The sequence below is a fragment of the Methylocystis rosea genome, assembly GCF_003855495.1.
Lineage (GTDB): Bacteria > Pseudomonadota > Alphaproteobacteria > Rhizobiales > Beijerinckiaceae > Methylocystis > Methylocystis rosea_A.
In genome coordinates, this window is the sequence record NZ_CP034086.1 from 3,169,651 (window position 1) to 3,193,012 (window position 23,362).

Consider the following 23,362-nt stretch of genomic DNA (forward strand, 5'->3'; position numbering starts at 1 on the left):
CTGTCTGGGGAGCCCCGTCCGCCGCGAAAGGATCGCCTTGAACGCTTTTGACCCGCCCAAGGCCGCCCATAAGGCCGTCGTCGCCGCGCTGCGCGACGACGTGCAGCGGCGTCTCACTTACACGGTCGGCAAGGACAACGCCGACGCCAGTCCGCGCGACTGGTTCGTCGCGACCGCGCTTGCGACCCGCGATCGGCTCGTTCCTTCTTGGCTCGCGTCGACGAAGCGCAATTATCAGGAAGACCGGCGGCGCGTTTATTATCTCTCGCTCGAATTTCTGATTGGCCGACTGCTCATCGACACGCTGACCAATCTCGGCCTGACCGAGGCGATGCGCGACGCGCTCGCCGAACTTGGCGTCGACCTCGATATGCTGCGCGCCCTGGAGCCCGATGCGGCGCTCGGCAATGGCGGGCTCGGGCGCCTCGCCGCCTGTTTCATGGACAGCATGGCGACGCTCGAAATCGCCGCCATGGGATATGGCATTCGTTACGACCACGGCCTGTTTCGCCAGACGCTCAAGGACGGCTGGCAGCATGAATATCCCGAAGACTGGCTCTCCTTCGGCAATTCCTGGCAATTTCCGCGGCCGGAAATCACCTATGACGTCGGCTTCTTCGGCCATGTCGAAAGTTCGCGCCTCGCCGACGGCATGCTGGCGCATGTGTGGCGGCCGGGCGAAACCATCGTCGCCGTCGCCTATGACACGCCCGTCGTCGGGTGGCGCGGCAAACACGTCAACACGCTGCGGCTGTGGTCGGCGAGAGCGCCTGACGCGCTGCGCCTCGACGCCTTCAATCAGGGCGATCACGTGGGCGCGCAATCGGAGCAGGCGCGCGCCGAGGCGATTTCCAAAGTTCTTTATCCAAGCGACTCGACGCCCGCGGGACAGGAGCTGCGGCTGCGGCAGGAATATTTCTTCGCCTCCGCCTCGCTGCAGGATTTGATCCGCCGTCACCTGAGGCAGACCGGCGACATCCACAGGCTCGCCGACAAGGTGGCGATCCAGCTCAACGACACGCATCCGGCGATCGGCGTCGCGGAACTGATGCGGCTTCTCGTCGACGTCCACGGCGTTGAATGGAAGGAGGCCTGGCGCATCACCCAGGCGACCTTCTCCTACACCAATCACACGCTCTTGCCGGAAGCGCTCGAAACCTGGCCGGTGCAGCTGATGGAGCGGCTGCTGCCGCGCCACATGCAGATCATCTATCTCATCAACGCCATGCACCTCGACTGCCTGCGCGCCAAGGGCGCGAGCGACCCGGCGACGCTCTCCTCGGTGTCGCTCATCGATGAGCATAACGGCCGGCATGTGCGTATGGGCCATCTGGCGTTTCTGGGTTCGCACAAGGTGAATGGCGTCTCGGCGTTGCATAGCGCGCTGGTCAAGGAGACGGTGTTCAAGGATTTCCATCGGCTCTACCCCGACCGCATCGTCAACAAGACCAATGGCGTCACCTTCCGCCGCTGGCTGCTCGAGGCCAATCCGCCGCTGTCGCGATTGCTCGCCGACACGATTGGCGCTGGCGTCTTCGATGAGCCGGAAAGACTGATCGAACTCGAGAAATTCGCCGACGACGTCGAGTTCCAGAACCGATTCGCGGCGGCCAAGCGCGAGAACAAGTCGCGCCTTGCGGCCACGGTCTTCGAGCGCGTCGGCGTCAGCGTCGATCCTGCCGCGCTCTTCGACGCGCAGATCAAACGAATCCATGAATATAAGCGCCAGCTTTTGAACGTGCTTGAAGCCGTCGCGCTCTATCAGGACATCATCGCGCAGCCGGCGCGCGAATTCGCGCCGCGGGTGAAGATCTTCGCCGGCAAGGCGGCGGCGAGCTATCATCAGGCGAAGCTCATCATCAAGCTCGCGAACGATGTGGCGAAGGTCGTGAACGCCGATCCGGCGACGCGCGGCCTTTTGAAGATCGTGTTCCTGCCGAATTACAATGTGAGCCTCGCCGAGATGATCATCCCGGCGGCCGATCTTTCCGAGCAGATTTCGACCGCCGGCATGGAGGCGTCCGGCACCGGCAATATGAAATTCGCGCTCAACGGCGCGCTCACCATTGGCACGCTGGACGGCGCCAATGTCGAAATCAGGGAGCGTGTCGGCGACGACAATATTTTCATCTTCGGCCTCACGGCGCAGGAAGTGGAGGAATGCCGCGCGAAGGGCATCGACGCGCGCGAGACGATCGCGGCGAGTCCCCGTCTCGCCGAGGCGCTGCGGGCGATCGCCGCCGGCGTCTTTTCGCCCGACGATCCGCACCGCTATGCGCAACTCGTCGATACGCTCACCTATTACGATCACTTTTTGGTCGCGAAGGACTTCGACTCCTATTGGGAGGCGCAGCGCCGCGTCGACGCCCGCTGGCGAGACCAGAAGGCGTGGCGGCGGTCGAGCATTCTCAATACGGCGCGTGTTGCATGGTTTTCCTCCGACCGCACGATCCGCGAATATGCGCAAGAGATCTGGAATGTCGCGGTGTGAGTAAGACTGCGTCATTGCGAGCGAAGCGAAGCAATCCAGCGTCGTTCGATCATATCTAGTTTGCTTCGTCGCTTCGCTCCTCGCAATGACGATGCGGCTTCAAGGACGATAGAGTGACAAAAGCCGACTGGCGCGCTTCCGCAAATGACATCGACGCCATCATCGGCGCGCGCCATGGCGACCCGTTCGCCGTGCTCGGCCTGCATGAAACGCCCGCGGGTTACGTGATCCGCGCGTTCGTCCCAGGCGCGACGCGAGTGGAGGCGATTGCGCCCGACGGCGCCATGATCGCGCCGCTGGGTCGCGTTCACGCCGATGGCTTCTTCGAAGGGGTGACGCCGCTGAAGGCGCGTGCGCCGTATCGCCTTGTCGCCTCGAACGACGCGGCGCGAGGGGAATTCGCCGACCCTTACGCCTTTTCCCCGGTGCTCGGTCCCACAGACGACCATCTTCTCGTCGAGGGCGCCCATCAGAAGCTCTATGACAAGCTCGGCGCGCATGTGCTGACGCATGAGAGCGTCGAGGGAACGCATTTCGCCGTCTGGGCGCCGAACGCCAAGCGCGTCTCCGTCGTCGGCGACTTCAACCAGTGGGACGGGCGCCGCGCGCAGATGCGCAAGCGGATCGACAGCGGCGTCTGGGAGATCTTCGTTCCCGGCGTTGGGGCGGGCGCGAATTACAAATACGAAATCATCGGGCGGCATGGCGAGCTCTTGCCGCTCAAAGCCGATCCGCTCGGCTTCGAGGCGGAGCTGCGGCCTTCGACCGCTTCCGTCGTCGCCTCGAACGCGCCCTATCACTGGGGCGATGAGAGTCACATGCGCGCGCGCGCCGAAGTTGACCCGCGACGTTCGCCCATGTCGGTCTATGAAGTGCATCTGCCGTCGTGGCGGCGCGGCGAGGATGGGCGCTTTCTCACCTATGACGAACTCGCCGATCAGCTCGTGACCTATGTCGCCGATCTCGGCTTCACGCACATCGAGTTGATGCCGATCAACGAGCATCCGCTCGACGCCTCCTGGGGCTATCAGCCGATAGGGCTCTTTGCGCCGACGCGGCGGCACGGCGACTCCTATGGCTTTCGCCGCTTCGTCGATCGCGCGCATCAGGCCGGCCTCGGCGTCATTCTCGACTGGGTTCCGGCGCATTTTCCGACCGATGAACATGGCCTCGCGCAATTCGACGGCGGGCCGCTCTATGAGCATTCCGATCCCAAGCGCGGTTTTCATCCCGACTGGAACACCGCGATCTATGATTACGGGCGTCGCGAGGTGGCGAATTTTCTCATCGCCAGCGCGCTCTATTGGCTCGACCGCTTCCACATCGACGGGCTGCGCGTCGACGCCGTCGCCTCCATGCTCTATCTCGACTATTCGCGAAAGCCGGGCGAATGGTCGCCAAATCCCGACGGCTCCAATGACAATCGCGACGCCGTCGCCTTTCTTCAAAAGTTCAATTCGCTCGTCTACGCGCTTTATCCGGGCGTCGTGACGATCGCTGAGGAATCGACCGCCTGGGCCGGCGTGACGCGGCCGACATATGCAGGCGGACTCGGCTTCGGCTTCAAATGGAACATGGGGTGGATGAACGATACGCTGCGCTATCTTTCATCCGAACCCGTCCATCGCAAATGGCGCCATAGCGAGCTGACCTTCGGCCTGCTCTACGCCTTTACCGAAAACTTCGTGCTGCCGATCTCCCACGACGAGGTCGTGCACGGCAAGGGCGCGATCGTCGGCAAGATTCCCGGCGACGAATGGCGCCGCTTCGCGACAGCGCGCGCCTATTACGGATTCATGTGGGGCCATCCCGGCAAGAAGCTCCTGTTCATGGGTCAGGAGTTTGGTCAGACGGGCGAGTGGAATTTCGCGAACAGCCTCGACTGGTGGTTGCTCGATTTTCCCCCGCATCGCGGACTTCAGGCGTTCATTCGCGATCTCAACCGCGTCTATCGCGAAAACGAAGCGCTCTACGCGCGCGACTGCGAGGCCGAAGGCTTTCAGTGGATCGTCGCGGACGACGCGGAGAGTTCGGTATTCGCCTTCGCGCGTTTTGGCGCGGATCGTTCCCGCGCGATCGTCGTCGTCACGAATTTTACGCCGGTGACGCGCAGCGCCTATCGGCTCGGCTTGCCGCGCGCGGGACGCTGGCGTGAACTCGTCAATTCCGACGCGGCGATCTATGGCGGCTCGGGACTTGGCAATCTTGGCGCGATTCATGCGCGCGCCGAACCGTTCCGCGACTTTCCCGCGAGCGCCGAAATTCTTCTGCCGCCGCTGTCGACTCTCTTCTTCGCATTCGAAAGCGATGAATTAGAATGAAGATCGAATCGAGCAGGGCGATGAAGATGTCCGCTTCAAGAGATCGGGGCAGGGGTTTCCTCATCCTGAGGAGGCCCGAAAGGGCTTCGAGACGCCGCCTCAGCATGAGGGCGAAGGCGCCCCATTCGCGCGATCACCGCGTCATCGATTTGTTGGGAACTGGCGATGTCCGCCTTTGAAAATCCGCCCCTCGCGCGCCACGCCATGGCCTATGTCCTCGCCGGCGGCCGCGGCGCTCGGCTGATGGAATTGACCGACAGGCGCGCCAAGCCCGCGGTTTATTTCGGCGGCAAGTCGCGCATCATCGACTTCGCGCTCTCCAATGCGCTGAACTCCGGCATCAGGCGCATTTGCGTTGCGACGCAGTACAAAGCGCACAGCCTCATCCGCCATTTGCAGCGCGGCTGGAGCTTCTTTCGCACCGAACGCAACGAGAGCTTCGACATTCTGCCGGCAAGTCAGCGCGTGTCCGAAGATCATTGGTATCTCGGCACGGCGGACGCCGTCTATCAGAACCTCGACATCGTCGAGAGCTATGATCCCAAATATATCGTGCTGCTCGCCGGCGATCACGTCTACAAGATGGATTACGAGCCCATGCTGCAACAGCATGTGGATTCCGGCGCCGACGTGACGATTGGCTGTTTCGAGGTGCCGCGCGCCGAGGCGTCCGGTTTCGGCGTCATGCATATCGACGAAAACGACCGCATCATCTCCTTCATCGAAAAGCCGCGCGATCCGCCGGCAATGCCGGGACGTCCGGACCGTGCGCTCGTCAGCATGGGCATCTATGTTTTCGAGGCGAAGTTTCTCTACGAGCAATTGCGCCGCGACGCCGCGGAGACGCTCTCGACGCATGACTTCGGCAAGGATTTGATCCCCTATATCGTCTCGCACGGCAAGGCGGTCGCGCATCATTTCGAGCGCTCCTGCGTGCGCGCGGCGAGCGAGCCCAACGCCTATTGGCGCGACGTCGGGACGGTGGACGCCTATTGGGCGGCCAATATCGATCTCACCGATTTCACGCCGCAGCTCGATCTTTACGATCGCAACTGGCCGATCTGGACATATGCCGAAATCACCCCGCCGGCGAAATTCGTGCACGACCAGGTCGGACGGCGCGGACAGGCGCTGTCCTCGCTCGTCTCGGGGGGCTGCATCGTTTCCGGCTCGACGCTGCGGCGAACGCTGCTCTTTACCGGCGTGCGCGTGAATTCCTACGCGACCGTCGAGAACGCCGTCGTCCTGCCCTATGTCGACGTCGGCCGCTCGGCGCGACTCACCAATGTCGTCGTCGACCGCGGCGTGCAGATCCCGCAGGGCCTTATCGTTGGGGAGGACCCGGCGTTAGACGCCGCGCGTTTCCGCCGCACCGAGGGCGGGGTCTGTCTCATCACCCAGCCGATGATCGACAGGCTCGGCGCATGAGTTCGCTGCGCGCGCTCGCCATTGCTTCGGAGATGGCGCCTTTGGTCAAGACCGGCGGACTCGCCGATGTCGTCGGCGCGCTGCCGCATGCGCTCGCCGCTGAAAACATCGAGCTGCGCACGCTCATTCCGGGCTATCCCGAGGTTCTCGGCGTCTTACATGCGGGCGAAACGGTTCTTGAGTTCGATGATCTCTTTGGCGGCCCGGCCTGGATCCACGCGGCGCGCCATAACGGAGCCGCGATCTATGCGCTCATCGCGCCGCATCTTTATGCGCGCGAAAGCGGACTCTATACGGGACCGGACGGCGCCGATTATCCCGACAACGCCTTCCGCTTCGCCGCGCTCGCCTGGGCCGGCGCGCAGATCGGGCTCGGCGCGCTCGATGGCTTTACGCCCGACGTTGTGCATGCGCATGACTGGCAGGCGGCGCTCGCGCCGGCCTATATGCATTATGCAGAGCGGCCGCGGCCGGCGACGATCGTCAGCATCCACAACATCGCCTTCCAGGGACAATTCCCCAAAGAACTGCTGCAGCCTTTGCGACTGCCGCCGCACGCGTTCGATATCGACGGCGTCGAATATTACGGCGCGATCGGCTTCTTGAAGGCTGGCCTGCAACTCGCCGACCGCATCACCACGGTGTCACCCAGCTATGCACGCGAGATCGAGACGCCGGAATTCGGCATGGGCCTCGAGGGCCTGTTGCGCGCACGCGCGGATCGCGTGAGCGGCATATTGAACGGCGTCGATGAAGAGACGTGGAATCCGGCGACCGATGCGCATCTTGGAACGCGCTACGATCATTGGAGCCTGCCGTCGCGCGCCAGGAACAAGGCGGCTTTGCAGAAACGTCTGCGACTGCGCGTCGATCCCGACGCCTTTCTCCTCGGCGTCGTCAGCCGGCTGTCCTGGCAGAAGGGGCTCGACCTGCTGCTCGACGTTTTGCCGCAGCTCATGCGCGGCCGCGCGCAACTCGCGCTGCTTGGCGCTGGCGACAAGACGCTTGAAGAAGGATTTGTCGCTGCAGAAGCGGCGCATGTGGGCCGCGTCGGCGTTCATATCGGCTATAGCGAAGAGCTTGCGCATATGATCCAGGCTGGCGTTGACGCCTTCCTCGTGCCGTCGCGCTTCGAGCCTTGCGGACTGACGCAGCTCTATGCGCTGCGCTACGGCGCCGTGCCGATCGTTTCGCGCGTCGGCGGACTGAAAGATACGATCGTCGACGCCAATGAGATGGCCCTGCAGGCCGACGTCGCCACCGGCCTGCAATTTTCGCCGACGACCGCCGATGCGCTCGCCATCGCGCTGCGCGAAGCCGAACGCCTATTCGAGGACGCCGAGACGTGGCGCAAGATTCAGGTCAATGGCATGAGAACGGATGTCTCCTGGCGCAATCCGGCGCGCCGCTACGCAAGGCTGTTTCGGGACGTGGCCGCCACGAGGGTTGGGTGACTGTTTCGGCGATAAAGCCCCCTCCCTGTCCCTCCCCCGCTTTCGCGGGAGAGGGAACCCTAGCGATCGGCATAGCGCGCGATGTGCGACATGCGCCGCGTCTGCCTCCCTCTCCCCCAAGCGAAGCGCAGCGGGGGAGGGATGGGGAGGGGGCATGAGCGGCGTCACCGAGGGCGCGCCGGAGCCGCTCGGCCTCACGCCGGACGCGAGCGGCGCGAATGTCGCGGTGTTTTCCGCTCATGCGGAGGCGATCGAACTTTGTCTCTTCGATGATTCCGACGAGGAGATCGCCCGCATAAAATTGCCGGCGCGCAGCGGCGACGTTTTTCATGGCCATATCGAGGGCCTCACAGAAGGCCAGCGCTATGGCTTTCGCGCTCACGGACCCGATGCGCCGGAGGCGGGCCATCGCTTCAGTCCGGCGAAACTGCTCGTCGATCCTTATGCGCTGGCGCTCGATCGCGCCTTCACGCTGCATCCTTCGCTCTTCGCCTATGGCGAGACGGCGCGTGTCGACAGCGCCCTGCATGTGCCGAAAGCCATTGTCACGAAGCCAGTCCCTGCGGAGTCGCTGCGGCCAAAGCATCCCTGGCGCGATACGATCATCTACGAGCTTCACGTCAAGGGTTTCACCGCGACGCATCCCGACATTCCGCAACATCTGCGCGGGACCTTCGCCGGTCTCGCGCATGACGCGGCGATTGCGCATTTGAGGCGGCTCGGCGTCACGACGCTGGAGCTTCTGCCTTGCGCGGCGTGGATCGACGAGCGTCATTTGCCGCCACTCGGCCTTTCCAATTACTGGGGCTACAATCCCATCGCCATGATGGCGCCCGACCCGCGCCTCGCACCGGGCGGCTGGCGTGAAGTTCGCGAAGCCGTCGCCAGGCTCCACGACGCCGGGCTCGAAGTCATTCTTGACGTCGTGTTCAACCATACCGGCGAGAGCGACGAATTCGGCCCGACAGTCTCGTTCCGAGGATTGGACAACGCCAGCTATTATCGGCTCGCTGACGACCGCGCGCGCTATGTGAACGACTCCGGCTGCGGCAATATTCTCGACTGCGACCGTGCGCCTGTCGTGCGGCTCATCATGGATGCGCTGCGCGCCTGGGCGGTCTATGGCGGCGTCGATGGCTTTCGCTTCGATCTCGCGACGACGCTTGCGCGTCGATCCTCGGGGTTCGATCGCGACGCGCCACTGCTTTCGGCCATCCTGCAAGACCCGGTGCTGCGGGACTTAAAGCTCATCGCCGAACCCTGGGACATGGGCCAAGGCGGCTATCGGCTCGGCGATTTTCCCGAGCCTTTCGCCGAATGGAACGATCGCTATCGCGACAGCGCGCGCGGTTTCTGGCGCGGCGACTCCTGCGGCGTCGCCGAGCTCGCGACGCGCTTTTCCGGCTCGCAGGACGTGTTTGCGCGCAGGCGCCCGTCACGCAGCGTCAATTTCATTACGGCGCATGACGGCTTCACTCTGCGTGATCTCGTTTCCTACGCGCATAAGCACAATGAAGCGAACGGCGAAGAGAACCGTGACGGCGCCGACCACAATCTTTCCTGGAACAATGGCGTCGAAGGCGAGAGCGCAGACGCCGCGATCCATGCGGCGCGGGCGCGGGATGCGCGCAATCTGCTCGCGACGCTGCTTTTCTCTCGCGGAACGCCGATGCTTGCGATGGGCCCGGAGTTGGGTAAGACGCAGTCCGGCAACAATAACGCCTATGCACAGGACAACGCCCTCTCATGGATCGATTGGGCGCACGCCGACGAAGAACTGATCGCGACGACGTCGAAGCTCATCGCACTGCGCAAGCGACACGCGGCCTTGCACGATGATCGCTTTCTCGACGGCGCGCCGCGTGACGCTTCGCTCATCCCCGACGTCGAATGGTTGCGTCCTGACGGCGCGACGATGCGCGAAGACGACTGGCGCGACGGCGATGCGCAGACGCTTGTCGCCGCGCTTTATGCCGAAGGCGATCGGGTTCTCGTGATTTTGCATCGCGGTTCCGGCGAGATCATCGTGCGCCCGCCCCCCGCTCGTGACAATCACGGCTGGAAATGGGCGTTTAATTCGGCGAACGACGGCGCGACCGAAGACGTTGAACAATTCCTCCGTATGGGGCCGCGCTCCGTGGCGCTTCTGATCGAGGAAAAGCGCGCGCGGCGCCGATCTTCCGCGCCTGCTTCGGAAGACATCCTCTCGCGTCTCGCCGAGGCGACAGGCGTTGAACGACAATGGCGCGACGTCGAAGGCGGGCTGCATGATGTACCGCGCGAGACGGTCTGCGCACTATTGGCGCAGCTCGGCTTTCCGTCCTGCACGCTCGATGAGGCCCGCGAGAGTCTCGCGCGGCTTTCGGACTTTCGCGACAGGCGGGCCCTTCCCGCAAGTTTACCGGCTAGGGAGGGCAAGTCCTTCACGCTTCGGCTCGCCGCGCGCGACGGCCGCACGCCGGGCTGGATCGTCGTCACGCAGGAAGGCGGAAGCTGTTCGCACATCGCGCTGCGCGCGGAGAACGCCGCACCCGTCACATGGCGCGGATTGGATGGCCGGCGCTGCGACGGCGTCGAGGCGCGAATGCCGCCGATGCCCGCCGGTCGTCATCATTTGTCGATTGAGGGCGGCGAAGACTGTGCGCTCACTATCGCGCCGCCGCGCTGCTATCTGCCTCACGATGCGCGCCGCGAATTTGGTCTCTCCGCACAGCTCTATTCCGTTCGCCGCGACGGCGATCAGGGAATCGGCGACTTCTCGACGCTTAGCGAACTCGCGCGCGCTGGCGCCAAGGCCGGCGCGGCGCTCATCGCGATCAATCCGCTGCACGCCTTGTTTGCGCAAGACCGCACGCGCGTCAGCCCGTATTATCCGTCCGACCGGCGTTTCCTCGATCCGCTCTATATCGATGTCGTTGCATTGCAGCGCACGCTCGGCGCGTCCTTTGATTTCGCCGAGAAGACCACGGCTCTCAGCGCCGCCGCGGATGTCGACTATCCAGCCGTTCATGCGCTGAAGATGGAAGCGCTCGAACGCGCCTTCGCCGTCTTCCTTAATCTGTCGCGCCGCCAGCCTGACGCCGCGCCCGCCGCCTCATTCGCGCGCTTCGTCGCCGAGGGCGGGGCGGCGCTCGCGCGCTTCTGCGTCTTCCAGGCGATCAGCGAGGCGCGCAACGGCCAAAGCTGGCGGATGTGGCCGAAAGAGCTGCGTGAGGCGCGCCCCGCGGCGCTGAGCGCCTTCGCGCGCGAACATGCGACGCGGGTCCAATTTCACCAATTTCTGCAATGGCTCGCCGATGCGCAATTTGCGCGATCCGCGCAGGACGCGCGCGCCGCTGGTCTGTCGCTCGGCTTCTGCCGCGACCTCGCCATCGGCGCGGCGCCCGACGGCGCCGAGAGCTGGAGCCGCGCGGGATGTTTCGTCGACGGCTTTTCGATCGGCGCGCCGCCCGACGCCTTCAGTCGGGAGGGCCAGAATTGGGGCTTGCCGCCGCCAAATCCAATCGAAATCGGGAAGAACGGGGGCGCCGATTTCGCGGAGCTGCTGCGCGCCAATATGCGCCACGCGGGCGCGCTGCGCATCGACCACGTCATGGGCCTGGCGCGGCTTTTCGTCATTCCGGACGGCGAAAAGCCTGCGGCCGGCGCTTACGTCAATTACCCGTTCGAAACCTTGATGGGTCAGCTCGCGCTCGAAAGCCAACGCGGGCAATGTCTCGTCGTCGGCGAAGATCTCGGCACGGCGCCGTGGGGCTTCCGCGAGCGCATCGCCCATGCCGACGTGCTGAGCTACCGGGTTCTATGGTTCGAACGTTCGGGAGAGGGCTTCGCGTCGCCGACGCACTATCCCATGAAAGCCATGGCCTGCGTCTCGACGCATGACTTGCCGACGCTTGAAGGCTGGTGGGCGGCGGCGGACATCGCCGAGAAGGAAGCCCTGGGGCTGATCGCGCCAGACCTGGCCGAAGCCGCCCGCGCTGCGCGCCGCGCGGAAAAGGACGCGCTTCTCGACGCATTGCGCGCGCAGTCGCTGATCGACGGCGCGCATCACGCATCAAACGACTTCGACGACGCCTTGGCTCGGGCGCTCCATGCCTTCATCGCGCGCACGCCGTCATTGCTCGCCATGGCGCAACTCGACGATCTCGCGGGGCAAACGCAGGCGATCAACTTGCCCGGCACCGATCGCGAACGCTTGAACTGGCGACGCAGACTGCCAGAATCGCTCGACGCGCTCTTTGATTTGCGCCGCGCCCGCGCGATCCTCGCCGGGCTTTGCCGCAATGTGGACGCGATTCCCGGCGCATATCGGCCTCCGGGCGAAATTGATGCCGCGGACGGACATGAGCGTTTCGAGCATGGCGGGTAACCAAGCCACCGAGCGCGGGCTCATCTCTGCGGCGCTCTTTGCGATTTCTGTCGCATTTTCCGCGCATGCCGAACAACAAGGTCCAGACGCCAAAGACATCTCGTCGAAGCAACAAGAATTGCGCGGCGTCGAAGACACGATGGGCGCCGCCCAGGAGCGCGCGCGTCGACTCGAAGAGCAGCTTGTCGATCACGCCGCCGCGCGCGAACGACTGAATGGCGCGCTCATCGAAGCGACGCAGCGGCTGCAGGAGACGGAAAGTCGCGCGGCTGAAATCGAAGAGCGGCTTTCGGCGCTCACCGAGAATGAGCGCAAGATCGTCTCTTCGCTCGAGAGCCGCCGCGGATTGATCATGGAGATCCTTACCGTTCTGCAACGGATGGGCCGTAAGCCGCCGCCGGCGCTGATCGCGCGTCCGAACGAGATTCTCGAGGCCGTCCGGGCGTCGCTCGCGCTCGGCGCCCTGCTGCCGCAAATGCGCGCCGAAGCGCGCCAGCTGCAGCGCGATCTATCGGAGCTGGAGCAGGTGCGCGATGGCGTTCGGCGCGAGCGCGAACGCCTCGCGGAGCAGCAAGCGAGTCTCAGCGCTCAGCGCGAAAGGCTCGCCCCGATGATCGGAGAACGTCAGGAGGCGCTTTCCACTGCGCAAAGCGCCTTGCAGGCGGAGACGGAGCGCGCGCGCACGCTGGCGCAGCGCGCCACGAGCCTCAAAGACCTGATCTCGCGCATGGAGGCGGACAGCGCGGCGGCGCGGCGCGCGGCGGAGGCGGCGCGCAAGGCCGACGACGAGCGTACAAAAGCTCAAGCGATGCTTTCCGAGCGGGAGCGGCTCAAAGCGCTGTCTGCGCCGTTCAAGGATCCGGCGCGGCTTGCACCCGCCGTCGCTTTCATTGATCTTAAAGGCCGGCTGCCGGCCCCGGCCGCGGGATCGGTGGTGCGGCGTTTCGGCGCGCCCGACGGTTTTGGCGGCAAGGAGAAGGGCCTGTCGATCGCGGCGCGCGAAAATGGGGTGGTTATCGCTCCCTGCGACGGATGGATCGCTTTTTCAGGGCCTTACCGAAGTTATGGACAACTCTTGATCATTAACGCCGGCGGCGGTTATTATGTGGTCCTGGCCGGCATGAGTCGCACCAATGTGAACGTGGGACAGTTCGTTCTCGCAGGTGAGCCGGTTGCCAGCATGGGAGACGGAGCCGCGCAAACCGCGGCGACCATCGCAATCGGCGCGAAACAACCCATTCTTTATGTTGAGTTCCGCAAGGACGGAGCGTCAATCGACTCGGGCCCATGGTGGGCAAAGTCAGACAGTCGGAAGGTCGGCGGATGATTCGCAAAACAGCCCTTATCGCCACAGGAATCGCAATTGGAGCGGGATGCGCCACGCTTGGCCAGCAGGCGCGCGCCGTCATCGGCGCTCCGGCTCAAGCCGCTTCCGCCGACACCTACAAGAACCTCAGCCTGTTTGGCGACGTGTTCGACAAGGTGCGCGCCGACTATGTCGAGAAGCCCGATGAGCAAAAGCTCGTCGAAAACGCCATCAACGGCATGCTGACCTCGCTCGATCCGCATTCGAGCTACCTGGACGCCAAGGCCTTCAAGGATATGCGGACGCAGACCGAGGGCAAGTTCGGCGGCTTGGGCATCGAGGTCACGCAGGAAGACGGGCTCGTGAAGGTCGTCACGCCGATCGACGACACGCCAGCGTCGCGCGCCGGGATCATGTCCGGCGATCTCATCGGCGCCATCGACGACGAGACCGTGCAGGGCATGACCCTCAATCAGGCCGTCGACAAAATGCGCGGCGCGATCAACACGCCTGTCAAGCTGACGCTCTTCCGCGGCAAGAACAAGGACAAGGTCGAGGTCAAGCTGGTCCGCGCCGAGATCCACATCAAATCCGTGCGCTCGCGCAAACAGGGCGACGACATCGCCTATGTCCGTATTTCGCAGTTCAATGAAGAAACCGCGGAGGGCCTGCGCACCGCCATGGCCAAGGCGCAGCAGGACATCCCCGCGGACAAGTTCAAAGGCTACATCCTCGATCTGCGCAACAATCCGGGCGGCTTGCTGGATCAGTCCATCCAGGTCGTCAACTCCTTCATCGACAAGGGCGAGATCGTCTCGACGCGCGGCCGCAACGCTGATGAAACCCAGCGCTACAACGCCCGCGGCTCCGGCGATCTGTCGAAGGGCAAGCCGGTCGTCGTGCTGATCAACGGCGGTTCGGCCTCGGCGTCCGAAATCGTCGCCGGCGCTTTGCAGGATCACAAGCGCGCGACGCTGATCGGCACGCGCTCCTTCGGCAAGGGCTCGGTGCAGACGATCATTCCGCTCGGCGGCTCCAGCGGCGCGTTGCGGCTGACGACGGCGCGCTATTACACGCCGTCCGGCCGCACGATCCAGGCCAAGGGCATCGATCCCGACATGATCATCCTGCAGGACGTGCCGGACGAGCTCAAAGGCAAGGACGACACCAAGGGCGAAGCCTCGCTGAAGGGCCATCTCAAGACTGGCGACGAGGAAAAGACCGGCTCGCAAGCTTATGTCCCGCCGGATGAGGCGAAGGACAAGCAGCTGACGGCCGCGGTCGAGCTTCTGCACGGCAAGCCGAGGGCGCAGATCCTCGCCGAACAGTCCAAGGAAGTCGCCAAGGACACGACCAAGCCGCCGTCAAAGGCCGCCAATTGACGGTGATGGCCGTGGGGCTTAGACGGTCGGCGGGAGTTTCCGGCGGTCGATGAGCTTTCTGTCCACTTACGCTAATCCAACGCGCTTTCTGCGTTTCGCAGAACGCGCGTTGCCGTGGCTCTCAAGCGCCACGGCGCTGCTGCTCGCGATCGGGCTCTACGGCGCCTTCACGGCGCCGCCCGATTATCAGCAGGGCGAAACCGTTCGGATCATGTACATCCATGTTCCGTCCGCCTGGCTTGCCATCTTCGCCTATATCGTGATGACCTCGGCGTCGCTCGGCGTTCTGGTGTGGCGTCATCCCCTCGCCGACGCGGCGCAGAAAACCGCCGCCAGCCTCGGCGCCGCTTTCACCTTCATCTGCCTCGTCACGGGCTCGCTTTGGGGCAAGCCGATGTGGGGGACGTTCTGGGTCTGGGACGCGCGCCTCACCTCGATGCTGGTTCTTTTTCTTCTCTATCTCGGCCTCATCGCCGTCAGGCAGACGATGGACGATACGCCGCGCGGCGCGCGCATCGCGGCGATCATGACGCTCGTCGGCGCCATCGACATTCCGATCATCAAATATTCGGTCGACTGGTGGAATACGTTGCACCAGCCGGCCTCGGTGTTTCGCATTGACGGACCCGCGATCTCCGGATCGATGCTGTGGCCGCTGATCGTCATGGCGCTCGCCGCGACGCTGTTGTTTTCGACGCTGCATATCATGGCGATCCGCAACGAAATCCTGCGCCGGCGCCTCGCGCGCCTGTCGATGCAGGCCGTCCGCGCCGGCGAAGTCGCCGGAGACGAAAGCATGGAGGCGGCGGAATGAGCGGCCACGGGTTCTATATCGCCGCCGCCTATGGCGTGACGGCCGCGACGCTCGGCGTCGTGACCTTGCGCATCGTCCTGGATTATCGCCGCCTGCGCGCGGCGCTGGCGCGCTTTGGCGCGGCGGGCGCGCGCGATGAAGGAGAGGGCGCGTGAGCGACGCCGTCGCGCCGCGCTCGGCGCTGCGCTTTCTGCCGCTGGCGCTTTTCGCGCTGCTGGCGCTCGTCTTCCTGGTGCGACTCTTCTCCGGCGACGCGTCGCGTATCCCCTCGGCGCTGATTGGCAAGCCCGCGCCGGCTTTCGATCTGCCGGCGCTTGAAGGACTGGCCGGCGTTCCCGGTCTCTCGACCGAAGATTTGAGCAAGGGTCACGTGAGCCTCGTCAATGTCTTCGCGAGTTGGTGCGGACCCTGCCGACAGGAGCACTCGGCGCTCATGGCGATCGCCGGCGACGAAGCGCTCGGGGCCAAAGGCGTCGAGCTTTACGGGCTCTCCTACAAGGATGAAACGACCAAGGCCTTAGGTTTTCTTGAGGAGGGCGGCAATCCTTTCGCGCGCGTCGGCGTCGATCCTGCCGGCCGCACGGCGATCGACTTCGGCGTGTACGGCGTGCCGGAGACCTTCGTGATCAAGGGCGACGGAACGATCGCCTATAAGTTCGTCGGACCGCTGACGCCTTCCGCCATTGCGACGACGCTTATTCCCGAGATCGAAAAAGCGATGGCGGGCGGGGCGGCCACGACGCGCTGAACGCGTCGGGCGCCCGGGATTATGGCGCTCTGAGGAAGAGGCCGACGGTCAGCGCCGCGCCGACCACGACGATGAAGGTGCGCAGGATTTTTTCGTCGATGTGATGGATGAGGCGGGCGCCGGCGACGCCGCCGATCGTCGCGCCCACGCTCGTCACCAGCGCCTGCGGCCAGTGCAGATCCGGCGAGAACAGGAAGATCGCGACGGCGGAGGCGTTCATGACGCCGGCCAGAACATTTTTCGTCGCGCTGGCGACGCGCACGCCCTGTCCGGCCATGGTCAGAGCGGCGACCATGAGGAAGCCGATGCCGCCGCCGAAATAGCCGCCGTAAACCGAAATTAGAAATTGCGCGAGGGCCGCGCGCGGCGGGCCGAGATGGCTATGCGTTTCGACGGGCTTGCGAAAGAAGCTGCCCCAGGCGAAGACCAGCGTCGCAAAGAGCACGAGCCATGGCACGAGACGCGCGAAGAGTCCGCGCGGCGTGCCAAGCAACACCGCCGCGCCGACGGCGCCGCCGACGATGCTGATAACGAACAGCGTGCGCAGCGAAAGCCCATTGGCGCCCCTCGCCAGCTTACGGCCGGTCCAGCCGGTCGCGACCTGCGCCGGAAACAGCGCCGCGCATGACGTGATATTGGCGGCGAGCGCGTCCATGCCCGTGAACATCAGGGCGGGAAGCGTGAGGAACGAGCCGCCGCCGGCGAGCGCATTCTGCGCGCCCGCCCAGGTCGCTACCGCAAACAGCAGAATGTAAGCCATGCGCGCCTATGTCAGCTCGCGCGGCTCAAATCAAGCGGGCCGACTCCATCATCAGTCCCGCCGCGAGAAGTCGTATCAGCACGCCGAGCTGCTCATCCAGCAACTTTGGCGGGGTCTCAGCGATCTTCTCCTCAAGCCCTAGCGCGATGACTCCATGCACGGCCGAAAACAGCGTGCGCGCGAGCGCGGCGCGCGCCGTCGCGTCCTTGCCTGGCAGCAGTTGCGCAAGCGGCGCGTCCAACCGACTGAACAGCCGGTTGCGCGCGTCCGCATACCAGGCCGGCACGGGCGCGCCAGGGGGCAATCGGTGCTCGAACAGCGCGCGCCAGCTCGGCTCCTCTTTTCTCGCAAAGCTCAGATAGGCCCGCGCCATGGCTTCGAGCGCCTGCTCCGCCTCTGCGTCAACGAAGGCCGCGTCGAGCGCGAGCTCCAGGCGCGCCAGCGTGCGCGCGTTGACCCGCAGGATCAGCTCGTCGAGGTCATGAAAAGCGGTATAGATCGCGCCGAGCGCGCAGCCGGCCGCGGCGGCGAGATCGCGCGCTTTCAGTCCGGCGAGACCCTGCGCCGCCACCGTTTCCTGCGCGATGTCGATAAGCCGGTCACGCAATTGCGTCCGGCGGTCGGCTCCCGCGTCGGCATTCTTCTCGTTCAAGGGCGTCTCCCAATTCGACATGAACACCGTTCATTTTCTTGTTGACGGCAGAGCGAAAGCGCTGCAGTCTCCATATTGAACATAGTTCATGGCGAAAGGCTGACCTTCACCCCCTCGCAACCCGATTGCAACGCCGATCGCCACGCCCATTGCAACGCGTCCGGTTTGACCGATCCTTAAGGCTGATCGGCGAAAGTCACGACGCACCTCCCGGAAGCTTCGACATGACGCATTCGCTTCTCGCTTCTCGGCGTTTCGCGCCATTGTTCTGGCGTCAGTTCTTCGCCGCCTTCAACGACAATTTCCTGAAGAACGCCCTGGTTCTCTTGATCCTGGCGCATGCGGCCGAAGGCGGCGCGTCGCTTGTGACGCTCGCCGGCGCGGCCTTCATCGCGCCGTTCTTTCTTCTGTCGGCGATCGGCGGCGAATTCGCCGACAAATACGACAAGGCGCGCGTCGTGCGCTGGCTTAGCGTCGCGGAGATCGCCGTGGCGGCATTGTCCGCGACCGGCTTTCTGTTCGCCAATATCCCCACGCTCTTTGGCGCGCTCATCCTCTTCGGCGTCACCGGCGCGCTGTTCGGTCCCGTCAAATACGGCATCTTGCCCGACCATCTGACGCGCGAGGAACTTCCGGCGGGCAATGCCCTCGTCGAGAGCGCGACCTTTTTCGCAATTCTCAGCGGCACGGTCGCCGGCGGCATGGCGTTGCATGTCGGCGACGGGGTGATCCTCGCCGCGGGAGTCATGGGCGTCGCGGCGCTGGCTCTTGGCGCGGCGTGGCTGATTCCCCCAACGCGGCGCGCCGATCCCGATCTTACGATCGACGCCAATGTCTTCCGCTCAACCTTCAAATTGCTGCGGCATCTGCGTGGTCAAATAGAACTGCGGCGGCTGGCCGTGGTGACGAGCCTCTTCTGGCTGTTCGGCTCCGTCGCCATGTCGCTCACGCCCTCGCTTATCACTCAGACGCTGCATGGCGCGGAGATCCTCGTCAGCATTCATCTGGCGCTGTTCGCCGTGGGCATCGCCATCGGATCGGGGCTCGCCGCCTTCCTGCTCAAGGGCAAGATCGTGCTGCTGCCCTCCGCCGTCGGCGCGGCGCTCGTCGCTTTTGCGTCCGCGGACCTTGGCCTCGCGCTGCTGCTTTCGAATGCGCCCGCCGCAGCGACGGCGCTGTCGCCGCAAGCCTATTTCGCTCAACCGCTCGCCTGGCGCGCCGCGATTGATCTTTCACTGCTCGCGCTCGCCGGCGGACTGATGATCGTTCCGTCCTTCGCCGCCATTCAGGCGCAGAGCGCGCCTCAGCAGCGCGCCCGCACCATCGCCGCCGTGAATGTGCAGAACGCCGCCTTCATGGCGCTCGGCGGCGTGGGGGTTGCGGGTCTGCAGAGCCTGGGCGTCTCTTTCGCGGCGCTCCTGATTGGCATGGCCGTCGTCGCGCTCGTCGCTTCGATCTGGATCGTCAAGGCGGTCGTCGCGTCGCCTTTGCAGGATCTGCTCTCGATCTATTTTCGCGCCTTCTACCGTCTCGAGGTTAAGGGACTCGAGAATTTCGAGAAGGCGGGACCCAATCCGATCGTCGCGCTCAACCATGTGAGTTTTCTCGACGCCGCGGCGATTTTCGCCGTCATGCCAAAGCAGCCGGTCTTCGCCGTTGACCGCGCGATCTCGAAGACATGGTGGGCGAAGCCGTTTTTGAAATTCATGCGCGTGATCCCGCTCGATCCAGCCAATCCGCTTGGCGCGCGCGCGCTCATCAATGCGGTCAAGGACGGAAACCCGCTCGTCATCTTCCCGGAAGGCCGTCTCACGGTCACCGGCAGTCTGATGAAAGTCTATGACGGCGCGGGGCTGATCGCGGAGAAATCCGGCGCGATGGTCGTCCCGGTGCACATCGACGGCGCCGAGGCGACGATGTTCTCGCGGCTGACGCGCGAACAGGCGCGCCGGCGCTGGTTTCCGAAATTCACGCTCACCGTGCTCGAACCGATCCGCCTGACGGTCGATGACGCGCTGAAGGGCAAGGCGCGGCGGATGGCGGCCGGCGCGGCGCTCTATCAGATCATGTCGGATCTCGTCTTTCGCGCGACCAACGCCGATCGCACGCTTTTTGAAGCCGTCGTTGAAGCCGCGCGCACGCATGGGCTGTCGCGCGTCGCTCTCGAAGACCCGATCGCCGGCAAGCTCAGCTATCGCAGGCTGCTGATCGGGACGCGCGCGCTCGCCGGCAAGATTGCGCGCATTGGAAGGCCGGGCGAGGCGATCGGTCTGATGCTGCCGAACGCCAATGGCGCGGGAATAGCGTTCCTCGCGGTCATTTCGGCCGGCCGCACGCCGGCGATGATCAACTTCACCGCCGGCGCCGCCAATATTCTGGCGGGCTGCGAGGCGGCGCAGGCGAGGACGATTCTGACGTCGCGCGGCTTCATCGAGAAAGCCAAGCTCGAAAAGCTTGTCGCGGCGCTCGAAGAGAAAGTTGCGCTCGTCTATCTCGAAGATATTCGGGCGCGCATCTCCTTCGCCGACAGACTCGACGCCTTTAGGCGGCTCCGCAAACCCGTCGCCCCGCGCAAGGCCGAGGAGATGGCGGCGATACTTTTCACCTCGGGTTCAGAGGGCGCGCCAAAGGGCGTGGCGTTGTCGCATCGAAACATGCTCGCCAATGCCGCCCAAGCGGCGGCGCGCATCGACTTCGGACGCACCGACAAGGTCTTCAACGTGCTGCCGATGTTCCATTCCTTCGGTCTGACGGTCGGCTTCACGTTGCCGCTCATCTCCGGCGTTCCGATCTATCTTTATCCCTCGCCCTTGCACTATCGCATCGTGCCGGAACTCGTTTACGGCTCAAACGCCACGATTCTTTTCGGGACGGACACTTTTCTCGCCGGTTACGCGCGCCCGGCCCACGCTTATGACTTCCGGTCGATCCGTTATGTCGTCGCCGGCGCCGAGCCGGTGAAGCAATCGACGCGCGATCTGTGGATGGAGAAGTTCGGCGTCCGCATCCTTGAAGGCTATGGCGTGACGGAAGCGTCGCCGGTCCTCGCGCTCAACACGCCGATGTTCAACAGATTCGGCTCTGTCGGACGCCTGATGCCGGGCGTCGAACATCGGCTCGAACCCGTGCCGGGTGTGGAGGACGGCGGGAGGCTCTTGGTGCGGGGGCCCAATGTGATGATGGGCTATCTCAAGATCGACAAACCGGGCGTGGTGCAGCCGACGGAGAACGGCTGGCATGATACGGGCGATATCGTCACCATCGACGCGCAGGGCTATGTGACGATCAAGGGTCGCGCCAAGCGCTTCGCCAAGGTCGGCGGCGAGATGGTGTCGCTCGCGGCGATCGAACAGCTGGCGGCGGAACTTTGGCCAAACGCGCTGTCGGCGGCGGCGACCGAGATCGATCCGCGCAAGGGCGAGAGAATCACTCTCATCACGCAGCAGAAGGACGCGACGCGCGCCGATTTCCAGGCCTACGCCAAATCGAAGGGCGCCTCCGACCTGATGATTCCGGCGGAAATCATGCTTGTGGAGCAGGTGCCGCTTCTGGGCTCCGGCAAGCTCGATTTCGCGGCGGTGACCAAAATGGTGCGCGAGCGCGGGCGCTACATTCTGCCCAATCCGCGCCTACCCAACGGCCTGCAGGGGCGCATCGACGGCAACGCCGCTGCGCCCGCGTGAAACGGGGTTGCGCGGGGGAGCGCTGCATCGCCAACCTTTGGCGTCGCGGCCCTCGTCCTTCGAGATGCCGCCTTCGATCTCGGGCTTGCCGAAGATCGACATTCAAATTCGCAAGTCGGGTAAACCCGACTTGCGGGCGGCTCCTCAGGATGAGGACCGCAGGGGCTCTAAAAAGCTTGGACCCTCTAAAACAGGTCAGTTTTGCGAAACCAAAGGCCCCTCATCCTGAGGAGGCCGCTTAGCGGCCGTCTCGAAGGACGAGGGGCGCTGGCGTTAGCCCCGCAAAAGCGCGGGCGGCGCCACGCCATGCGCCCGCCGTCAATCTCTCAAGCTCTTGATTAATACGTCCACGCTTGCTTTATCGCGGCGCAATATCTTTCTCGGGAGCTGCGCCTCATGTCGACTTGGCCAAACTACGGCAAAATCACCGGTCCGATCGTGCTGATCGGCTTCGGCTCCATCGGCCGAGGCATTTTGCCGCTGATCGAGCGCCATTTCGATTTCGACAAATCGCGCTTCACCGTCATCGACCCGGTCGATACGCATCGCCGTTTGCTCGACGAGCGCGGCATCGCTTTTCTCAAAACCAAGCTGACGCCGGAGAACTACCGCGAGGTCTTGACCCCGCTGCTGACGAAGGGCGAAGGCCAGGGCTTTATCGTCAATCTCTCAGTCGACGTTTCCTCGCTCGCGATCATCAAGCTCGCGCGCGAATTGAACGCGCTATGCGTCGACACGGTGGTGGAGCCATGGCCGGGCTTCTATTTCGACAAGACCATGTCCAATGAAGCGCGCACCAATTATGCCCTGCGCGAGACGGTGCTCGACGAGCGCCGCAAAAATCCCGGCGGATCGACGGCGGTTTCCTGCGTCGGCGCCAATCCCGGCATGGTGTCCTGGTTCGTCAAGCAGGCGCTCGTCGATATCGCGCGCGACACGGGCGCTTTCGACAAGGAGCCGGCGACGCGCGCCGAATGGGGCGCGCTCGCCCAAAAGCTCGGGGTCAAGGGCGTTCACATCGCCGAACGCGACACGCAGCGCGCGCGCGATCCGAAGCCGCGCAATGTTTTCGTCAACACCTGGTCGGTCGAAGGCTTCGTCTCCGAGGGCTTGCAGCCCGCCGAACTCGGCTGGGGCACGCATGAAAAATCTTTGCCCGACATCGGCCGCACGCATCCCTCCGGCTGCGGCGCGGCGATCTATCTGCTCTCGCCCGGCGCCAATACGCGCGTGCGCTCATGGTGCCCGACGCCGGGGCCGCAATATGGCTTCCTCGTCACTCACAATGAGTCGATCTCGATCGCGGACTATCTCACCCTGCGCGACGATAAGGGTCAGGCGATCTATCGTCCGACCTGTCACTACGCCTATCATCCCGCCGACGACGCCGTGCTTTCCCTGCACGAGATGTTCGGCGCCGCCGGCAAGATGCAGGAGAGCTGGAAGATTCTCGACGAGCATGAAATCGTCGACGGAATCGACGAGCTCGGCGTGCTGCTCTATGGCCACGCCAAGAACGCCTATTGGTACGGGTCGCAGCTCTCGATCGAGGAGACGCGCGATCTCGCGCCCTATCAGAACGCCACCGGACTGCAGGTGAGTTCGGCGGCGCTCGCCGGCATGGTCTGGGCGCTGGAGAACCCGCAGGCGGGAATCGTCGAAGCCGACGAGGTCGACTACAAGCGCTGCCTCGACGTGCAGCTGCCGTATCTCGGCCCGGTGAAGGGCTATTACACGGATTGGACGCCGCTCGAGGGGCGTCCCGGGCTGTTCCCGGAAGATATCGACGAAAGCGATCCGTGGCAGTTCAAAAACATTCTGGTGCGGTGAGGGCGCGCATCAGAGTCGGCCTCAACACGCGCGGGGCCCCTCGGCGCGCTTTTTCGTTCAGATAGCCGCTTGCCTCACTTTAATGTTCTCTATATGTTCTGGCTAGCGTCAGTTCTGAGCAATC

General features: G+C 64.2%; 14 protein-coding genes. 12 read left to right on the top strand and 2 right to left on the bottom strand.

Features of this window, described 5'->3' with window-relative positions; all coding sequences use genetic code 11:
• Positions 1–37: 37 nt before the first annotated feature.
• The 10 genes from EHO51_RS15375 to EHO51_RS15425 all read left to right on the top strand — a co-directional run bounded on the left by EHO51_RS15375 (position 38) and on the right by EHO51_RS15425 (position 16,313).
• Positions 38–2,491: a glycogen/starch/alpha-glucan phosphorylase gene (locus EHO51_RS15375; protein WP_432431911.1), complete on the top strand. Its 2,454-nt coding sequence runs from the start codon at positions 38–40 to the stop codon at positions 2,489–2,491.
• Between the two features lie 113 nt (positions 2,492–2,604).
• Entirely contained in the window at positions 2,605–4,812 is a 2,208-nt protein-coding gene (gene glgB, locus EHO51_RS15380; RefSeq protein ID WP_124739618.1) for a 1,4-alpha-glucan branching protein GlgB, read from the top strand.
• A gap of 165 nt (positions 4,813–4,977) precedes the next feature.
• Positions 4,978–6,240 (top strand): glucose-1-phosphate adenylyltransferase, encoded by a 1,263-nt coding sequence (gene glgC / locus EHO51_RS15390; RefSeq protein WP_124739620.1) that lies wholly within the window; start codon positions 4,978–4,980, stop codon positions 6,238–6,240.
• A complete protein-coding gene (gene glgA, locus EHO51_RS15395; protein ID WP_124739621.1) occupies positions 6,237–7,694 on the top strand; it encodes a glycogen synthase GlgA in 1,458 nt (485 codons plus the stop codon). Before glgC ends, glgA begins: the two co-directional genes overlap by 4 nt.
• Before the next feature lie 154 nt (positions 7,695–7,848).
• Positions 7,849–12,063, top strand: coding sequence for a glycogen debranching protein GlgX (gene glgX, locus EHO51_RS15400; protein ID WP_124739622.1), 4,215 nt, complete (start codon positions 7,849–7,851; stop codon positions 12,061–12,063).
• Complete coding sequence (locus EHO51_RS15405; protein ID WP_245434622.1) at positions 12,053–13,390, top strand: murein hydrolase activator EnvC family protein; 1,338 nt, start codon at positions 12,053–12,055, stop codon at positions 13,388–13,390. The genes glgX and EHO51_RS15405 overlap by 11 nt, the downstream gene beginning before the upstream one ends.
• The gene (locus EHO51_RS15410) at positions 13,387–14,751 is read left to right on the top strand and encodes a S41 family peptidase (protein WP_018406603.1); all 1,365 of its coding nucleotides are present in this window, start codon (positions 13,387–13,389) and stop codon (positions 14,749–14,751) included. The genes EHO51_RS15405 and EHO51_RS15410 overlap by 4 nt, the downstream gene beginning before the upstream one ends.
• 49 nt (positions 14,752–14,800) lie before the next feature.
• Entirely contained in the window at positions 14,801–15,565 is a 765-nt protein-coding gene (locus tag EHO51_RS15415) for a heme ABC transporter permease (RefSeq protein WP_124739624.1), read from the top strand.
• The gene (ccmD, locus tag EHO51_RS15420) at positions 15,562–15,720 is read left to right on the top strand and encodes a heme exporter protein CcmD (RefSeq protein WP_029649106.1); all 159 of its coding nucleotides are present in this window, start codon (positions 15,562–15,564) and stop codon (positions 15,718–15,720) included. Before EHO51_RS15415 ends, ccmD begins: the two co-directional genes overlap by 4 nt.
• Complete coding sequence (locus EHO51_RS15425) at positions 15,717–16,313, top strand: DsbE family thiol:disulfide interchange protein (protein ID WP_124739625.1); 597 nt, start codon at positions 15,717–15,719, stop codon at positions 16,311–16,313. Before ccmD ends, EHO51_RS15425 begins: the two co-directional genes overlap by 4 nt.
• 19 nt (positions 16,314–16,332) lie before the next feature.
• On the opposite strand, the gene EHO51_RS15430 is transcribed toward EHO51_RS15425, so the two are convergent.
• Complete coding sequence (locus EHO51_RS15430; RefSeq protein ID WP_124739626.1) at positions 16,333–17,073, bottom strand: sulfite exporter TauE/SafE family protein; 741 nt, start codon at positions 17,071–17,073, stop codon at positions 16,333–16,335.
• A 25-nt stretch (positions 17,074–17,098) separates the two neighbouring features.
• Positions 17,099–17,725, bottom strand: a complete 627-nt coding sequence (locus EHO51_RS15435) for a TetR/AcrR family transcriptional regulator (RefSeq protein WP_245434623.1) — start codon at positions 17,723–17,725, stop codon at positions 17,099–17,101.
• 224 nt (positions 17,726–17,949) lie between these two features.
• Between EHO51_RS15435 and EHO51_RS15440 the strand changes: the two genes are divergently transcribed.
• Together EHO51_RS15440 and EHO51_RS15445 are read left to right on the top strand one after the other, a co-directional pair.
• Positions 17,950–21,408, top strand: a complete 3,459-nt coding sequence (locus EHO51_RS15440) for an acyl-[ACP]--phospholipid O-acyltransferase (RefSeq protein WP_124739628.1) — start codon at positions 17,950–17,952, stop codon at positions 21,406–21,408.
• Positions 21,409–21,804: 396 nt separating this feature from the next.
• Complete coding sequence (locus tag EHO51_RS15445; protein ID WP_124739629.1) at positions 21,805–23,238, top strand: homospermidine synthase; 1,434 nt, start codon at positions 21,805–21,807, stop codon at positions 23,236–23,238.
• Positions 23,239–23,362: the final 124 nt, after the last annotated feature.